Below are 15,672 nucleotides of genomic sequence, written 5' to 3' on the forward strand. Positions count from 1 at the left end.
GGGGAGCTTAGGCTCCCCTTGTCATTTCTACCCTTCTGGCAGGCATCCTGCTACCCGCCTACACCATTCCCCGAGTAAATGCTAGAATCCCCGCCCATCATGCGGCCATTCTCCTATTCTTGGCCGAACATTCCTTCACACAGTGCATCCCATGCTGAAGAAGCTGTTCCAGTCTTTCCGCCCGCCCGTACCGGGCCCGCACCACAGGCGCACCACGCCCGAGGTGATCAACAAGAGCCAGCACTCGCTGCAGCGCCACCAGTTCAGCCGTCATGCGGTTAACATCGTGGAGCGCCTGCAAAGCGCCGGCTACCAGGCTTACCTGGTCGGTGGCTGTGTCCGCGACCTGATGCTGGGCATCACGCCGAAGGACTTCGACGTGGCCACCAGTGCCACCCCCGAACAGGTCCGTGCCGAGTTCCGCAACGCCCGCATCATTGGTCGCCGCTTCAAATTGGTCCACGTGCATTTCGGCCGTGAGATCATTGAAGTCGCTACCTTCCGCGCCCACCACTCCGAGGACGACCAGGGCGATGCCCACCGTTCGTCGCATAACGCCAGTGGTCGCATTCTGCGAGACAACGTGTACGGCACCCTGGAAGAGGACGCGCAGCGCCGCGACTTCACCATCAACGCCCTGTACTACGATCCGGTCAGCGAACGCATTCTCGATTACGCCAACGGTGTGCACGACGTGCGCAATCGCCTGCTGCGGCTGATCGGGGACCCGACCCACCGCTACCAGGAAGACCCGGTGCGCATGCTGCGCGCGGTGCGTTTTGCTGCCAAGCTCGACTTTGGCATCGAAAAGCACACCTTCCTGCCGATCCGCGGTCTGGCCCCGATGCTGCGCGAGATTCCACCCGCACGCCTGTTCGAGGAATGCCTCAAGCTGTTCCTCAGCGGCCAAGGTGCCATGGCCTTCGAAATGCTGGTTGACCTGGAGTTGTTCGAACCGCTGTTCCCGGCCAGTGCCCAAGCGCTGGACGAGCGGCCGACCTACACCCACACGCTGATCAGCCAGGCGCTGAACAACACCGACCTGCGCGTGAAACAGGGCAAGCCGGTGACACCAGCCTTCCTGTTCGCTGCTCTGCTCTGGCCAGCTTTGCCGGCCCGTGTGCTGCACCTGCAGAACCAGGGCGTGCCGCCGATCCCGGCCATGAACGGTGCGGCCCACGACCTGATCGCCGAGCAGTGCGCGCGCATTGCCATCCCCAAGCGTTTCACTCTGCCGATCCGCGAGATCTGGGACATGCAGGAGCGCCTGCCGCGCCGCAGCGGCAAGCGCGCCGACATGCTGCTGGACAACCCGCGTTTCCGCGCCGGTTACGACTTCCTGCTGCTGCGTGAAAGCGCCGGGGAAGAGACCGACGACCTGGGCCAGTGGTGGACCGATTACCAGGACGCAAACGACAGCGAGCGCCGCGAGATGATCCGCGAGCTTGGCAGCCGTGACGAAAGCGCCGGCCCGCGCAAACGCAAGCGCAGCGGCAGCAAACGCAAGCGCAGTGGTGACGAGGCGTTCGAGTGACCATTCGTGCCTACGTAGGCCTGGGCAGCAACCTGGACGCCCCTGCCGAGCAGTTGCGTAGCGCCTTGCAGGCGCTTGACCAGGTCGAAGCCACGCGCCTGGTAGCTGCCTCGGCCCTGTACACCAGCGATTCGCTGCTGCCCGGCCAACCGCGCTACACCAATGCCGTCGCCGCCCTGGACACCGCCCTGGCACCACTGGCATTGCTCGATGCGCTGCAGGCCATCGAAAACGACCAGGGCCGCGTGCGCAAAGAGCGCTGGGGCCCCCGCACGCTGGATTTGGACATCCTGCTGTTCGGTGACCAGGTGCTCGACCAGCCACGCCTGAAAGTGCCGCATTACCACATGCATGCCCGCCCCTTCGTGCTGTATCCGTTGGCCGAACTGGTACCGGGCGATTTCCGCCTGGCCGATGGCCGCATCCTCGCGCAACTGCTTGAAGACTGCCCGTTCGTCGGCCTGGAACGCTTGTAAACCGGGCGTTCCAGCCTGCATTGCCAACTCGGTAACGCCAGTAACACCCTGATCGTAACAATGCGGTAACAGGGTGATTGACTTCCCACACCTCGCTCACGACTATAGGCGTCCCGTGTGGCACCAAAGTGCCGCATACCCGTATTTAGGCCCGGACGGACCTGTGCCCGAACATCACGCGCGATGATGTGCCGCTCCGGAAGATGACTACACGCGTTGAATGCAGTCGTTTTTTACAGCGCCTGAACGAGGAATTTCCTACATGCCTGAAGTAACCCTTACCACCCTTAACGGCTTCAAGGCCAAGGGTGAAAAAATCACCATGCTGACCTGCTACGACGCGACCTTCGCCAAGGCCGCCAGCCAGGCCGGCGTTGAAGTGTTGCTGGTGGGCGACTCGCTGGGGATGGTCCTGCAGGGCCACGACAGCACCTTGCCAGTAACCACGGCGGACATGGCCTACCACACCGCCAGCGTCAAACGCGGCAACGACGGCGCGCTGATCCTCACCGACCTGCCGTTCATGGCCCATGCCACTCCGGAGCAAGCCTTTGCCAACAGCGCCACACTGATGCAGGCCGGCGCCCACATGGTCAAGATCGAAGGCGCAGCCTGGCTGGCCGAAACCATCCGCTTGCTGGCCGAACGTGGTGTGCCAGTCTGCGCGCACATGGGCCTGACCCCGCAAACCGTCAACGTGCTGGGCGGCTACAAAGTGCAGGGCCGCCAGGAAGCCCAGGCCCGGCAGATGCGCGCCGACGCCATTGCCCTGGAGCAGGCCGGTGCGGCCATGCTGCTGCTCGAATGCGTACCCAGCGAACTGGCGGCGGAAATCACCAACGCCGTAGGCATCCCGGTAATCGGCATTGGCGCCGGCAGCGCCACCGATGGCCAGGTACTGGTACTGCACGACATGCTCGGCCTGTCGCTGAGCGGCCGGGTACCGAAGTTCGTGAAGAACTTCATGCAGGGCCAACCGGATATCCACAGCGCCCTCGTCGCTTACGTCGAGGCAGTCAAGCAAGTCAGTTTCCCAGGCAGCGAACACGGGTTCAGTGCATGAATACAGTCAAGACCGTCCGCGAACTGCGCGCGGCAGTGGCCCGCGCTCGCGGTGAAGGCAAACGCATCGGTTTTGTGCCGACCATGGGCAACCTGCACAGCGGCCATGCAGCCTTGGTGTCCAAGGCTGCGCAGCGCGCCGATTTCGTGGTCGCCAGCATCTTCGTCAACCCGCTGCAATTTGGCGCCAACGAAGACCTCGACAAATACCCACGCACCCTGGCAGCCGACCAGGAGCGCCTGGTGCAGGCCGGCTGCAACCTGCTGTTCGCGCCCACCGTGGAAGAGATGTACCCCGACGGCATGAGCGTGCAAACCCGCGTCAGCGTGCCCCAGCTTTCCGAAGGCCTGTGCGGCGCCAGCCGACCTGGGCATTTCGAAGGCGTGGCCACCGTAGTGAACAAGCTGTTCAACATGGTCCAGCCAGACCTTGCCGTGTTCGGCGAGAAGGACTATCAGCAGCTGGCGGTGATCCGCGCCATGGTGCGCGACCTGAACATGCCGATCCAGATCATCGGCGAACCCACCGTGCGTGCCGAGGATGGCTTGGCGCTGTCATCGCGCAATGGTTACCTCACGCCAGAGCAGCGTACTGCTGCGCCAGCGCTGTACCGCACACTGCAGCACATTGCAGCGGGCATCGGCCGTGGCCAGCGGGATTTTGCCGCGCTGGTCGCTGAAGGCCAGGCACAACTGAGCACAGCGGGTTTCCGTCCGGATTACCTGGAAGTACGCCATGCCGTAAGCCTGCGCCCGGCTGTGATCGATGATCGAGACCTGGTGGTGATTGCGGCGGCTTACCTGGGTAACACGCGGTTGATCGACAACCTTTACCTGCATGTGGAAGAGAAGACCGCATAATGGTCTTGGGCTGCCTTGTAGTCCATTCGCGGGTAAACCCGCTCCTACACGTTCAGCTGTAGGGGCGGACTTGCTTGTAAAGCCCCCCCAAAATCACCCTTCCTTACCCATTCCCAGCGCGTGGCCTTTGCCTATAATGATGCCAGCCTGAACCCGGCAATGACTGCCGTGTCCAAGCCCTCACCACGCACCAAGGGAACCCCGCGCAATGGCGTATTACCGTACACCCCACGATGTGACGGCCCTGCCCGCCTGGCAGGCGCTTCAGAAACACCGCGACGCCATGCAAAGCTTCAGCATGCGCGAAGCCTTCGCCGCCGATGCCAAGCGCTTCGACCAGTTTTCCCTTAGCGCTTGCGGCCTGTTCCTCGACTACTCGAAAAACCTGATCACCGAGCAAAGCCGCGATCTGCTGGTCAACCTGGCCAATGAAGTGGGCCTGCAGGACGCCATCAAGTCGATGTTCGGTGGTGAGATCATCAACGCCTCCGAAGGCCGCCCGGTGCTGCACACCGCCTTGCGTCGGCCCGTAGGCGACAAACTCAATGTAAACGGCGTGAACGTCATGCCGGAAGTGCACAAGGTGCTCAACCAGATCACCGAACTGGTCGGCCGCATTCACGATGGCCTGTGGCGCGGCTACAGCGAAAAGCCGATCACCGACGTGGTCAACATTGGTATTGGCGGTTCGTTCCTCGGCCCCGAGCTGGTGTCCGAAGCGCTGCTACCCTACGCCCAGCGCGGCGTACGCTGCCACTACCTGGCCAACATCGACGGCAGTGAGTTCCACGAGCTGTCGGCCAACCTGCGCGCCGAAACCACCTTGTTCATCGTCTCGTCGAAGTCGTTCAACACCCTCGAGACGCTGAAAAACGCCATGGCCGCGCGGACCTGGTACCTGGCCCAAGGCGGCTCGGAAGCCGAGCTGTACCGCCACTTCATTGCAGTGTCCAGCAACAAGGCCGCTGCTGTAGCGTTCGGTATCCGCGAAGAAAACATCTTCCCGATGTGGGATTGGGTGGGCGGGCGCTACTCACTGTGGTCGGCCATCGGCCTGCCGATCGCCCTGGCCATCGGCACTGCCAACTTCAAGGAACTGCTGTCCGGTGCCTACACCATGGACCAGCACTTCCAGACCGCACCGTTCGACAAGAACATGCCGGTGCTACTAGCCCTGTTGGGCGTGTGGTATGGCAACTTCTGGGACGCGAACAGCCACGCGATCCTGCCGTACGACCACTACCTGCGCAACATCACCAAGCACCTGCAGCAGTTGGACATGGAATCCAACGGCAAGAGCGTGCTGCAAGACGGTACCCCGGTGAAGACCGACACCGGGCCGGTGATCTGGGGCGGCGTGGGTTGCAACGGCCAGCACGCCTACCACCAGTTGCTGCACCAGGGCACCCAGCTGATTCCGGCCGACTTCATCGTGCCGGTGGTGAGCTTCAACCCGGTGGCCGACCACCACCAATGGCTGTACGCCAACTGCCTGTCGCAGAGCCAGGCGCTGATGCTGGGCAAGACCCGCGAGGAAGCCGAAGCCGAATTGCGCGGCAAAGGCCTCAACGAAACGGACATCGAAAAGCTGGCCCCGCACAAGGTGATCCCGGGTAACCGCCCGAGCAACACGTTGGTGGTCGAGCGCATCAGCCCGCGCCGCCTAGGTGCGCTGGTGGCCATGTACGAGCACAAGGTGTTCGTCCAGAGCGTTATATGGGGTATCAACGCGTTCGACCAGTGGGGCGTTGAGCTGGGCAAGGAACTGGGCAAGGGCGTTTACCAGCGCCTGGTCGGCAGCCTGGAAGACAGCGCCGAAGACGGTTCCACCCAGGGCCTGATCAACTACTTCCGCGGCCGTCACCGCGGTTGATCCGAAGCTTGTGCCGGCCTCTTCGCGGGTAAACCCGCTCCTACGAGACTATGCATTACCTCGTAGGAGCGGGTTTACCCGCGAAGAGGCCGGCCCAGGTTGAACACCTCTCCCAGCTACACTGTCTTATCGAATAGCCGTTGCAGTCCATCGCCCCTTACAAGAGCAGGACCACCCGCCATGTTCGATATCCGCAATTACCCAAAGGCCCTGGCCGTCAGCCAGTCCGCCACCCTCAGCACCGACGACTACCACCGCCTCTACCGCCAGTCGGTCGAAGACCCTGACACGTTCTGGGCAGAACAAGCCAAACGTCTGGACTGGATCAAGCCCTGGTCGACCGTGCAGCAGTGCGACCTCAAGACCGGCAAGGCCCGCTGGTTCGACGGTGCGCAGCTCAACGTCAGCTACAACTGCATCGACCGCCATCTGGCCCAGCGCGGCGAGCAAACGGCCTTGCTGTGGGAGGGCGACGACCCTCAGGACGCCAAGGCCATCACCTACCGCGAACTGCACCGTCAGGTCTGCCGCCTGGCCAATGCAATGAAAGCGCGCGGTGTGAAGAAAGGCGACCGGGTGTGCATCTATATGCCAATGATCCCCGAGGCCGCCTTCGCCATGCTCGCCTGTACCCGCATCGGCGCCATCCACTCGGTGGTGTTCGGCGGTTTTTCCCCCGATGCCCTGCGTGACCGTATTCTCGATGCCGACTGTCGCACCGTGATCACCGCCGATGAAGGCGTGCGTGGTGGCAAACGCATCCCGCTGAAACAGAACGTCGACAAAGCCTTGGCCAACTGCCCGGCGGTCAGTAGCGTCTTGGTGGTGCGCCGCACTGGCGGCGATGTGGCCTGGGTCGAGGGCCGCGACCTCTGGTACCACGAAGCGACGAAGGCCGCCGGCGACGACTGCACTCCTGAGCCGATGGAAGCCGAAGATCCGCTGTTCATCCTCTACACCTCCGGCAGTACCGGCAAACCCAAAGGGGTGTTGCATACCACCGGCGGCTACCTGCTGCAGGCAACGATGACCTTCAAGGTGGTGTTCGATTATCGTGACGGCGAGGTGTTCTGGTGCACCGCCGACGTCGGCTGGGTGACCGGCCACAGCTACATCGTCTATGGCCCACTGGCCAATGGCGCAATCTCGCTGATGTTCGAAGGCGTACCCAACTACCCGGACACCTCGCGCTTCTGGCAGGTGGTGGACAAGCACCAGGTGAACATCTTCTACACCGCCCCGACTGCCCTGCGCGCACTGATGCGCGAGGGCTCTGCGCCGCTGCAGAGCACCTCGCGCAAAAGCCTGCGCCTGCTGGGCAGCGTCGGTGAGCCGATCAACCCGGAAGCCTGGGAATGGTATTTCGAGGAGGTCGGGCAGAAGCGCTGCCCGATTGTGGATACCTGGTGGCAGACCGAAACCGGCGGCATCATGCTCACCCCACTGCCCGGCACGCAGTCGCTCAAACCCGGCTGCGCCACCCAGCCAATGTTCGGCGTGCAACCGGTGCTACTGGATGAAAAAGGCAAACTGATCGAAGGCCCCGGCGCCGGCCTGCTGGCGATCAAGGCCAGCTGGCCCGGGCAGATCCGCAGTGTCTACGGCGACCACCAGCGGATGGTCGATACCTACTTCAAGCCCCTGCCCGGCTACTACTTCACCGGCGACGGTGCCCGCCGCGATGCCGATGGCGACTACTGGATCACCGGGCGCATCGACGATGTGATCAACGTTTCCGGGCACCGCATCGGCACCGCAGAAGTAGAAAGCGCACTGGTGCTGCACGACAGCGTGGCCGAAGCCGCGGTAGTCGGCTACCCCCACGACCTCAAGGGCCAGGGCGTCTACGCCTTCGTCACGACCATGAATGGCGTGTCGCCGGATGACGCACTCAAGGCCGAGCTGCTGGCCCTGGTCAGCAAGGAAATCGGCAGCTTCGCCAAGCCTGAGCTGATTCAGTGGGCGCCAGCGCTACCCAAGACGCGCTCAGGCAAGATCATGCGGCGTATACTGCGCAAAATCGCCTGCAACGAGCTGGAGAATCTGGGCGATACCTCGACCCTGGCCGACCCAAGCGTGGTACAGGGCCTGATCGACAAACGCCTCAACCAGTAACCGGCGGCCGCCAATCATGGCCGCCCTGCACAACAGGTCGCCATGGAAGCCCTTCGTCGCCGCATCGAAACCCAGGTCATGAGCCTCACTGGGCTGGCCCTCGGCCAGCTCGACCTGGAGTCGCCCAAGGGCGACCCCGGCCTGTTCGGCCCGCACAGCATCAGCTGGCGGGTACATGGCGACTTCCCGAGCATGCTGGTCGGTGGCATCAGTGCGCTGATGCTGCAGTTGTTGCATCCACTGGCCCTGGCCGGTGTGTGGGACCACTCCAATTTCCGTGAAGACCTGCTCGGCCGCTTGCGCCGTACCAGCCAGTTCATTTCCGGCACCACCTTCGGGGCCACTGGCGATGCCGAGTGGCTGATCGACAAAGTGCGCACCATTCACCTGCAGGTCACCGGCACGGCACCAGATGGCCGCCCCTATGCGGCCAGCGACCCGGACCTGTTGACCTGGGTGCATGTAGCGGAGGTCAGCAGTTTCCTAGCCGCCCACCTGCGTTACCGCAACCCACACCTGCCACGCGCCGAGCAGGATGCCTATTACAACGAAATCGCCCTGATCGCCGAGCGCCTCGGTGCCCGTGACGTGCCGCGCTCGTGCCAGCAAGTTGAAGACTATCTGCAACACATACGCCCGCAGCTGCACTGTGATGCGCGCAGCCATGAGGTGATACGAATCCTGCTCGACGCCCCTGCCCCCAGCCGCCTGGCACAGCCGGTTGGCAAACTGATGCTGCACGCGGGTATCGACTTGCTGCCCGCCTGGGCCCAGGCCATGCTCGGCCTGCAGCACGGGCCCCTGCAGCAGCGCCTGATCCGCCTGGGCCTGCGACGCACCGCGCCCGTCCTGCGCTGGGCAATGCGCGACGGCTCGGCACACCGGGCCAAACGGCGCATGGGCATTGATTGAGCGCAAAAAGGTCGCCCCTGCGGAACTGATTTAACGTGCCATACTCCAAGCACTCCTGCTTAGACAGACGAAGCGACACATGTACAAAGGATTGACTCGCGCCGCTGGCGCAATCGTGGCCCTGGTAGCCCTGTATAGCCTGCTCGGCTTTCTCATTCTTCCCGGTGTCGCACTGCGCATCGCCAACCAGCAGTTGGCCCAATACGCCACCGTGCCGGCCCACCTCGAACGGATCGAACTCAACCCCTTCAGCCTCGAGCTGACGCTGTGGGGCCTGCAGATCGGCGAACCGGGCAAGGAGCAGGTCGGTTTCGAGCGTCTTTACGCTAACGCCTCGCTCGACAGCCTGTGGACCAAAGCCCTGCATCTGGAAGCGGTGGAACTCGACAAACCGCGCAACGAAGTGCGGTTCGCCAAGGACGGTACCCTCAACCTGACCGGGTTGTTCAAACTACCGGCCAGCGAAGCCAAACCCGAAGAGCCGCCCAGCGACCCGTTCCCGCTGCGTATTGGCAGCATCAAGCTCGTCCAAGGCTACCTGCACTTCGAGGACCTGCGCCCCAGCGAGCCGATCGAGTTTCTCTACGACAACATGAATCTGGAGCTGAAAAACCTCAGCACCCTGCCCAACGACAGCGCCGACATGACCTTGGTGGCCAGTGGCCCCAACGGCGGACACATCGACTGGAAGGGCACCCTGAGCCTGTCGCCGATCGCCTCCGAAGGCACGCTGAAGGTCACTGACGGCAAGATGAAGCTGTTCTGGCCCTACGTGCGCGATGCCGTGCCACTGGTGCTGGAAGACGGCGTGTTCAACCTCGATACGCATTACACGCTCAACCTCGCCAAACAGACCGAGCTGCTGCTGGATAACGCCTCCGTACACATCGCGCCATTCGCCATCAAGGCGCCGGATGGCCGACCGTTGGTACGTCTGGCCAGCCTGGAGGTTAGCGAAACCTCCATCGATCTGGTCAAACAGCAGGTCACCGTCGGCAAGGTCCGCAGCGAAAAACTCGAAACCTGGGCGGCGCTGGAAAAAGACGGCCAGCTCGACTGGCAGAAGCTGTTCGCCAGCCAACCCGCCAAGGCCACGCCCCAGGAAAAGGCCGAGCCGGCTGCCGCAGAACCTACGCCTGAAGAGAAAGCTGCCAAGGAGCCAAGCAAACCTTGGCAAGTGCTGCTCAAGGACGTGCAGTTGCGCAATTACCTGGTGCACCTGGCAGATCGCAGCCAGAAGGAACCGGTAACGTTGGACATTGGCCCCCTCAACGCCGACCTGCAAGGTTTCGACAGCCTCAACCAGTCGCCCTTCACCGTCAAACTCGACACAGGTGTGGGTAAGCAAGGCAAGCTGCAGGCCGCAGGCCAGGTCAACCTGGCACCGATATGGGCAAAGCTGGATGTGAGCACCCGCGACATCGACCTGCGTGTGGCCCAGGCCTACATCAGCCCGTTCATCCTGCTGGAGCTGCGCAGCGGCATGCTCTCCAGCGACCTCAAGGTCGACCTGAAGAACACCGAGCCGCTGGCCTTCAATGTTACCGGCAAGGCGCAGGTCAGCCAGTTGCATACGCTGGACACCATCAAGAGCCGCGACTTCGTCAAATGGCAGCAGGTGAACGTGGACGGCTTGTCCTACGTGCACGGCGATGCACTGTCGATCGACAAGGTGACCCTGCTGCAGCCCTATGCACGCTTCATCATCAACGAAGACCGTACCACCAACGTCAATGACCTGCTGATCCCCCAACCGGCCGGCACCCCGACGAGCAGCCAGGCCAAGCCGCCCACGGCCAGCAACAGCAAGCCGCTCGGCATTCGCATCGGCCAGATCGACATCAAGGACGGCTCGGCCAACTTTGCCGACCTGTCGCTTACCCCCAACTTCGCCACGGCCATCCAGCAACTCAACGGCCAGATCGGCACCATCGACAACCGCAAGCCGCTGCCGGCCAATGTCGACGTCAAGGGCAAGGTGGACCGCTACGCACCGGTTACCATCAAGGGCGCACTCAACCCGTTCAACCCGCTGGCCAGTCTGGACATTGCCACCAGCTTCAAGCGCGTCGAACTGACCACGTTGACCCCCTACTCCGGCAAGTTCGCCGGCTTCCGCATCCGCAAGGGCCGGCTGAACCTGGACCTGCACTACTTGATCACCAACGGTCAACTCAAGGCCGAGAACAAGGTAGTAGTGGAACAACTGCAACTGGGCGAGAAAGTCGACAGCCCGGATGCGGTCGACCTGCCGATCCGCCTGGCGGTGGCATTGCTGAAGGATACCGAGGGCAAGATCTCGATCGAGCTGCCGGTGTCTGGCGACCTCAACAACCCGCAATTCAGCGTGATGCCGATCGTTTGGCAAACCCTGCGCAACCTGGTACTGCGCGCGGCGCAGGCACCATTCAAATTCATTGGCGGGCTGATCAGCGGCGGCGGCTCGGAAGACCTTGGCAACGTGGCGTTCGCCCCGGGCTCCAGCGAACTCAGCGGCGATGCCCAGGCGTCCCTGGACAAGCTGGCATCCGCGCTGAAAGAGCGCCCGGGACTGCGCCTGGAAATCGAAGGCACCAGCGCCCAGGCCAGCGATGGCCCGCTGATTGCCCAAAAGCGCCTGGAGCGTGAGTACCAGACTATCTGGTACAAGATCCTGCAGCGACGGGGTGACAAGGTGCCGGCCAATGCCTCGATGCTGGTGATCGACGACGATGACAAGCCCGCGATGCTCGAAGGCATTTACCGCACCCGCCTGAAAAAGCAGCCGCCAGCAGAATGGGAGCAACTGAGCCGTGACGAACGTACCACCAAGCTGCGCGACGCGGTGATCAAGTCATGGGCTGAGAGTACCGCCTTGCTGCGCACACTGGGCCAGGAGCGGGCCAGCAGTATCAAGGATTACCTGGTGGACAAGGGCAAGCTGGAAGATGACCGGGTGTACTTCATCGATACCAGCCTGGGCCAGCCTGAAAGCGATGGGCGGGTGATTACGCCGATGCACCTGGATGCCGAGTAATCCCCTCTGGCAGGCCTGACCTCTTCGCGGGCACGCCCGCTCCCACAGAGATGGCGCACAACCTCGGACCTGCGCAATACCGATGGGAGCGGGCGTGCTCGCGAAGAGGCCAGCACGGGTTTCAAACCAACCGCTGCCCCGACACCGCCGGGTGATACAGCGGTTGAACCTTGTTCCCAGCCGGGTCCAGCAGGTGGAAGCTACGCGCGCCGTCACCGTGATTGAACGGTCGGTCGAGCAAGGTCACGCCATGAGCCTTGAAGTACTGGTACCAGGCTTCCAACTCCTCCACGCTGTCGACAATGAATCCATAGTGATCCAGGGTCTGTAACCCGTTGGCCGCTCCTGCCCCACGCCCAAGCGACAGGTTGTCGTTACCGCAGGTGAGGTACACCAGGTCCTCATTGGCGCGATTCAGCACTTCCATACCCAGCACATCGACGTAGAAGCGTTCACATTCTTCCAGGTTGGGCACCAGCAGGGCGATGTGGCGCAGGCCATTCAGGCGGCCAGGGCGTGCAGGCAATTCGGACATTGGCGGAGCTCCACTTTTGTATACAATTCATTATTGAATTTAAAACAAAAGGAGCCATTTGTGTATAGCCTGTTCATCAAGACCCGAGTGAAACCTGGATGCGCCGACGCGTTCCTGAGTGCAATCAAAGTCAATGCCGCAGCTTCCGTGGCGAGTGAGCCAGGCTGCCTGGTGTTCGATGTGTCGCAGGATCGGGTCGACCCGGAGCTGATCTATCTCTACGAAATCTACCGCGATGATGCTGCGTATGATGCGCATACCCAGACCGCGCACTTTCGCGACAGCCGGCCATTGGTGGAACCGCTGATCCTTGAGCAGGAATGCTTCGAAAGCGATGTGATCGCGCGCAACCCGGTGTATTGAGCGCAAGACAAAGCCCTGGCACGGGCCAGGGCTTTGATGGAGGTGGCCAAATCCATTTGGCCGACGGGACATTCCTTATTCGGCTTTCAGGCCGTCAGACATCACGCTCTTGACGCCTTTGATGTTCTTGGTAATGCGTACCGCTTCTTCTTTCTGCGATTCGGTAACCTTCACGTCAGAAGACAGGGACACAACACCTTGGCTGGTCTCGACTTTGATGTCGCTGCCTGGGATACCTTTTTCAGTCAGCAGGTCAGCTTTGACCTTGGTAGTGATCCAAGTGTCGGAGCCCTCTTGCTTGGCGTTGTCAACGGTGTTGGCCGCCAACATGACTGGAGCCTGGGTTGGCTCAGCGGCGAATGCACCGTTAGCCATGGTCAGGGTCAGAGCGGTAGCAGTAGCGGCAGCAATGGCGAACTTCTTCATGTGGGTCACTCCTGTTTTTCGAAAGGTCTGCGCCGTATGTCCTGGCGGCAGGTATGAAGGTAGTTGCACGGGCTGTGCCAGCTTTGCCACTTCTATTATTTCCTTTTAAATCAATAAGTTAGCAAGCGACCATCACTTCGATGGTCGTGCATTTTGCAATCAGCGCGGTAAACCTGCATGCAAGATGCAAGTCCGCAAAAGGTTCCCGTCGCCCATGAAAAAAGGCCCCGAAGGGCCCTTTCTCTGTAGCGTGTGTCGCTTAGACGCCCGAGGCCTTGGCCGCAGCAACGTCCTTGATCGAAAGCTTGATACGGCCGCGGTTGTCCACGTCCAGTACCAACACTTCGACTTCCTGGCCTTCTTTCAGGATGTCGGTGACTTTCTCGACGCGAGCATCGCTCAGCATGGAGATGTGCACCAGGCCGTCCTTGCCAGGCAGGATGTTGACGAAGGCGCCGAAGTCGACAATGCGCTCAACCTTGCCGACGTAGATCTTGCCGATCTCGGCCTCAGCGGTGATGCCCAGGATGCGCTGCTTGGCAGCATCTGCCGCTTCCTTGGTTTCGCCGAAGATCTTGATGGAGCCGTCGTCTTCGATGTCGATCGAAGCCTTGGTCTCTTCACAGATGGCGCGAATGGTGGCGCCGCCTTTACCGATGACGTCGCGGATCTTGTCCGTGTCGATCTTCATCGCGATCATGGTCGGGGCGTTGGCCGACAGTTCGGTACGCGACTGGCCAATGATCTGGTTCATCTGGCCGAGGATGTTCAGGCGCGCTTCCAGGGCTTGGCCCAGGGCGATTTCCATGATCTCTTCGGTGATGCCGTTGATCTTGATGTCCATCTGCAGCGCGGTGACGCCTTTGGCGGTACCGGCTACCTTGAAGTCCATGTCGCCCAGGTGGTCTTCGTCACCCAGGATGTCAGTCAGGACTGCGAACTTGTCGCCTTCCTTGACCAGGCCCATGGCGATACCGGCAACCGGCGCCTTCATCGGCACACCGGCGTCCATCAGGGCCAGGGATGCACCGCAGACCGAAGCCATGGAGCTGGAGCCGTTGGATTCGGTGATTTCCGAAACCACGCGGATGGTGTACGGGAACACGTCAGCAGCAGGCAGCATGGCCTGAACCGAACGGCGGGCCAGACGGCCGTGGCCGATTTCGCGACGGCCAGCACCGCCCATGCGGCCACACTCACCTACCGAGAACGGTGGGAAGTTGTAGTGCAGCATGAAGGGGTCTTTCTTCTCGCCTTCGAGGGTGTCCAGCAACTGGGCATCACGGGCAGTACCCAGGGTCGCAACGACCAGGGCCTGGGTTTCGCCACGGGTGAACAGTGCCGAACCGTGAGTTTTTGGCAGCACACCCACTTCGATGTTCAGCGGGCGTACAGTCTTGGTGTCGCGGCCGTCGATACGTGGCTTGCCGTTGACGATGTTTTCGCGAACGGTGCGGTATTCGATTTCGCCGAAGATGTCTTTTACTTCGGAAGCCGAAGGCTGGCCTTCTTCACCGGAGAACTTGGCAACCGCCTGGTCGCGCAGCTCACCCAGACGCGCGTAGCGGTCGGCTTTGACGGTGATGGTGTAACCCTGCGAAACCGCTTCGCCGAACTCGGCGCGGATAGCATTGAACAGCTCGGTGTTGGCAACGGCAGGTTTCCAGTCCCAAGTCGGCTTGCCAGCTTCGGCAGCCAGCTCTTTGACAGCCTGGATAACAGCCTGGAATTCGTCGTGGGCGAACAGTACGGCACCCAGCATCTGGTCTTCGGTCAGCTCTTGAGCTTCCGACTCAACCATCAGTACAGCATCGGAGGTACCGGCAACGACCATGTCCAGGCTCGAGGCAGCCAGCTGCTCGTAGGTCGGGTTCAGCAGGTAGCCAGTGCTTTCGTGGAAGGCAACGCGGGCAGCGCCGATCGGGCCTTCGAACGGAATACCGGAAATGGCCAGGGCAGCCGAGGTACCGATCATCGCAGCGATGTCCGGATCAGTCTTCTTGCTGGTGGAAACCACGGTGCAGACGACCTGCACTTCGTTCATGAAGCCTTCCGGGAACAGCGGACGGATCGGACGGTCGATCAGGCGCGAGGTCAGCGTCTCTTTCTCGGAAGGACGGCCTTCACGCTTGAAGAAGCCACCTGGGATCTTGCCAGCGGCGTAGGTCTTTTCCTGGTAGTGAACCGACAGCGGGAAGAAACCCTTGCCTGGATCAGCCTGTTTGGCGCCTACCACAGTCACCAGCACGGTGACGTCGTTGTCGACGGTAACCAGCACGGCGCCGGTTGCCTGACGGGCAATACGGCCCGTTTCGAGAGTGACGGTCGATTGACCGAACTGGAAAGTCTTGATTACCGGGTTCACGGTTTCCTACCTTTTTCAGTGGCTCTTGGGGGAACTGGTTTCTTGCGAATTCTTGGGCAGAACGGGGAATCGGCCCCATTGACCGTCCAGATACAACACGAGGCTGGGAGCCTGGCACCAAGCGGAAAAACCGC

At 61.7% G+C, this 15,672-nt stretch carries 12 protein-coding genes; 9 read left to right on the forward strand and 3 right to left on the reverse strand.

All coding sequences use genetic code 11. From position 1 onward, the window contains the following. The first annotated feature begins 151 nt into the window (after positions 1-151). From ACF8RA_RS22770 to ACF8RA_RS22805, 8 genes are all read left to right on the forward strand, one after another. A complete protein-coding gene (locus ACF8RA_RS22770; RefSeq protein ID WP_176685366.1) occupies positions 152-1,534 on the forward strand; it encodes a polynucleotide adenylyltransferase PcnB in 1,383 nt (460 codons plus the stop codon). Continuing rightward, positions 1,531-2,010, forward strand: coding sequence for a 2-amino-4-hydroxy-6-hydroxymethyldihydropteridine diphosphokinase (folK, locus tag ACF8RA_RS22775; RefSeq protein WP_392519600.1), 480 nt, complete (start codon positions 1,531-1,533; stop codon positions 2,008-2,010). Before ACF8RA_RS22770 ends, folK begins: the two co-directional genes overlap by 4 nt. Before the next feature lie 262 nt (positions 2,011-2,272). Further along, positions 2,273-3,073 carry a 3-methyl-2-oxobutanoate hydroxymethyltransferase gene (gene panB, locus ACF8RA_RS22780; protein ID WP_176685368.1) on the forward strand — a complete coding sequence of 267 codons (801 nt, stop codon included), beginning with the start codon at positions 2,273-2,275 and terminating at the stop codon, positions 3,071-3,073. After that, positions 3,070-3,933 carry a pantoate--beta-alanine ligase gene (gene panC, locus ACF8RA_RS22785; protein ID WP_176685369.1) on the forward strand — a complete coding sequence of 288 codons (864 nt, stop codon included), beginning with the start codon at positions 3,070-3,072 and terminating at the stop codon, positions 3,931-3,933. The genes panB and panC overlap by 4 nt, the downstream gene beginning before the upstream one ends. A 208-nt stretch (positions 3,934-4,141) precedes the next feature. Then, positions 4,142-5,806 (forward strand): glucose-6-phosphate isomerase, encoded by a 1,665-nt coding sequence (gene pgi, locus ACF8RA_RS22790; RefSeq protein ID WP_176685370.1) that lies wholly within the window; start codon positions 4,142-4,144, stop codon positions 5,804-5,806. A gap of 180 nt (positions 5,807-5,986) precedes the next feature. Then, the gene (acs, locus tag ACF8RA_RS22795; protein ID WP_176685371.1) at positions 5,987-7,921 is read left to right on the forward strand and encodes an acetate--CoA ligase; all 1,935 of its coding nucleotides are present in this window, start codon (positions 5,987-5,989) and stop codon (positions 7,919-7,921) included. A gap of 42 nt (positions 7,922-7,963) precedes the next feature. Next, positions 7,964-8,833: an oxygenase MpaB family protein gene (locus tag ACF8RA_RS22800; RefSeq protein ID WP_176685372.1), complete on the forward strand. Its 870-nt coding sequence runs from the start codon at positions 7,964-7,966 to the stop codon at positions 8,831-8,833. A gap of 79 nt (positions 8,834-8,912) precedes the next feature. Beyond that, positions 8,913-11,849, forward strand: a complete 2,937-nt coding sequence (locus ACF8RA_RS22805; protein WP_176685373.1) for a DUF748 domain-containing protein — start codon at positions 8,913-8,915, stop codon at positions 11,847-11,849. Positions 11,850-11,970: 121 nt separating this feature from the next. Here ACF8RA_RS22805 and ACF8RA_RS22810 read toward each other — a convergent pair whose 3' ends face one another. Beyond that, on the reverse strand, positions 11,971-12,384 hold the full coding sequence (locus ACF8RA_RS22810; RefSeq protein ID WP_010955354.1) for a VOC family protein: 414 nt from the start codon (positions 12,382-12,384) through the stop codon (positions 11,971-11,973). 60 nt (positions 12,385-12,444) lie between these two features. On the opposite strand from ACF8RA_RS22810, the gene ACF8RA_RS22815 reads away from it, so the two are divergent. Then, positions 12,445-12,747, forward strand: coding sequence for a putative quinol monooxygenase (locus tag ACF8RA_RS22815; protein ID WP_176685374.1), 303 nt, complete (start codon positions 12,445-12,447; stop codon positions 12,745-12,747). A gap of 75 nt (positions 12,748-12,822) precedes the next feature. Here the strand turns inward: ACF8RA_RS22815 and ACF8RA_RS22820 are convergent, their stop codons facing one another. Both ACF8RA_RS22820 and pnp read right to left on the reverse strand, forming a co-directional pair. After that, a complete protein-coding gene (locus ACF8RA_RS22820; protein ID WP_021784324.1) occupies positions 12,823-13,173 on the reverse strand; it encodes a BON domain-containing protein in 351 nt (116 codons plus the stop codon). Between the two features lie 259 nt (positions 13,174-13,432). Beyond that, positions 13,433-15,538 (reverse strand): polyribonucleotide nucleotidyltransferase, encoded by a 2,106-nt coding sequence (gene pnp / locus ACF8RA_RS22825; RefSeq protein WP_014859357.1) that lies wholly within the window; start codon positions 15,536-15,538, stop codon positions 13,433-13,435. Positions 15,539-15,672: the final 134 nt, after the last annotated feature.

The sequence above is a fragment of the Pseudomonas sp. FYR_5 genome, assembly GCF_043106315.1.
GTDB classification, from domain to species: Bacteria; Pseudomonadota; Gammaproteobacteria; order Pseudomonadales; family Pseudomonadaceae; genus Aquipseudomonas; species Aquipseudomonas putida_Y.

Bases quoted from the DNA above. Each gene is read 5' to 3' on its own strand.
- ACF8RA_RS22770 (WP_176685366.1), top strand. From the start codon at position 152: ATGCTGAAGAAGCTGTTCCAGTCTTTCCGCCCGCCCGTACCGGGCCCG.
- panB (WP_176685368.1), top strand. From the start codon at position 2,273: ATGCCTGAAGTAACCCTTACCACCCTTAACGGCTTCAAGGCCAAGGGT.
- panC (WP_176685369.1), top strand. From the start codon at position 3,070: ATGAATACAGTCAAGACCGTCCGCGAACTGCGCGCGGCAGTGGCCCGC.
- pgi (WP_176685370.1), top strand. From the start codon at position 4,142: ATGGCGTATTACCGTACACCCCACGATGTGACGGCCCTGCCCGCCTGG.
- acs (WP_176685371.1), top strand. From the start codon at position 5,987: ATGTTCGATATCCGCAATTACCCAAAGGCCCTGGCCGTCAGCCAGTCC.
- ACF8RA_RS22800 (WP_176685372.1), top strand. From the start codon at position 7,964: ATGGAAGCCCTTCGTCGCCGCATCGAAACCCAGGTCATGAGCCTCACT.
- ACF8RA_RS22805 (WP_176685373.1), top strand. From the start codon at position 8,913: ATGTACAAAGGATTGACTCGCGCCGCTGGCGCAATCGTGGCCCTGGTA.
- ACF8RA_RS22810 (WP_010955354.1), bottom strand. From the start codon at position 12,384: ATGTCCGAATTGCCTGCACGCCCTGGCCGCCTGAATGGCCTGCGCCAC.
- ACF8RA_RS22820 (WP_021784324.1), bottom strand. From the start codon at position 13,173: ATGAAGAAGTTCGCCATTGCTGCCGCTACTGCTACCGCTCTGACCCTG.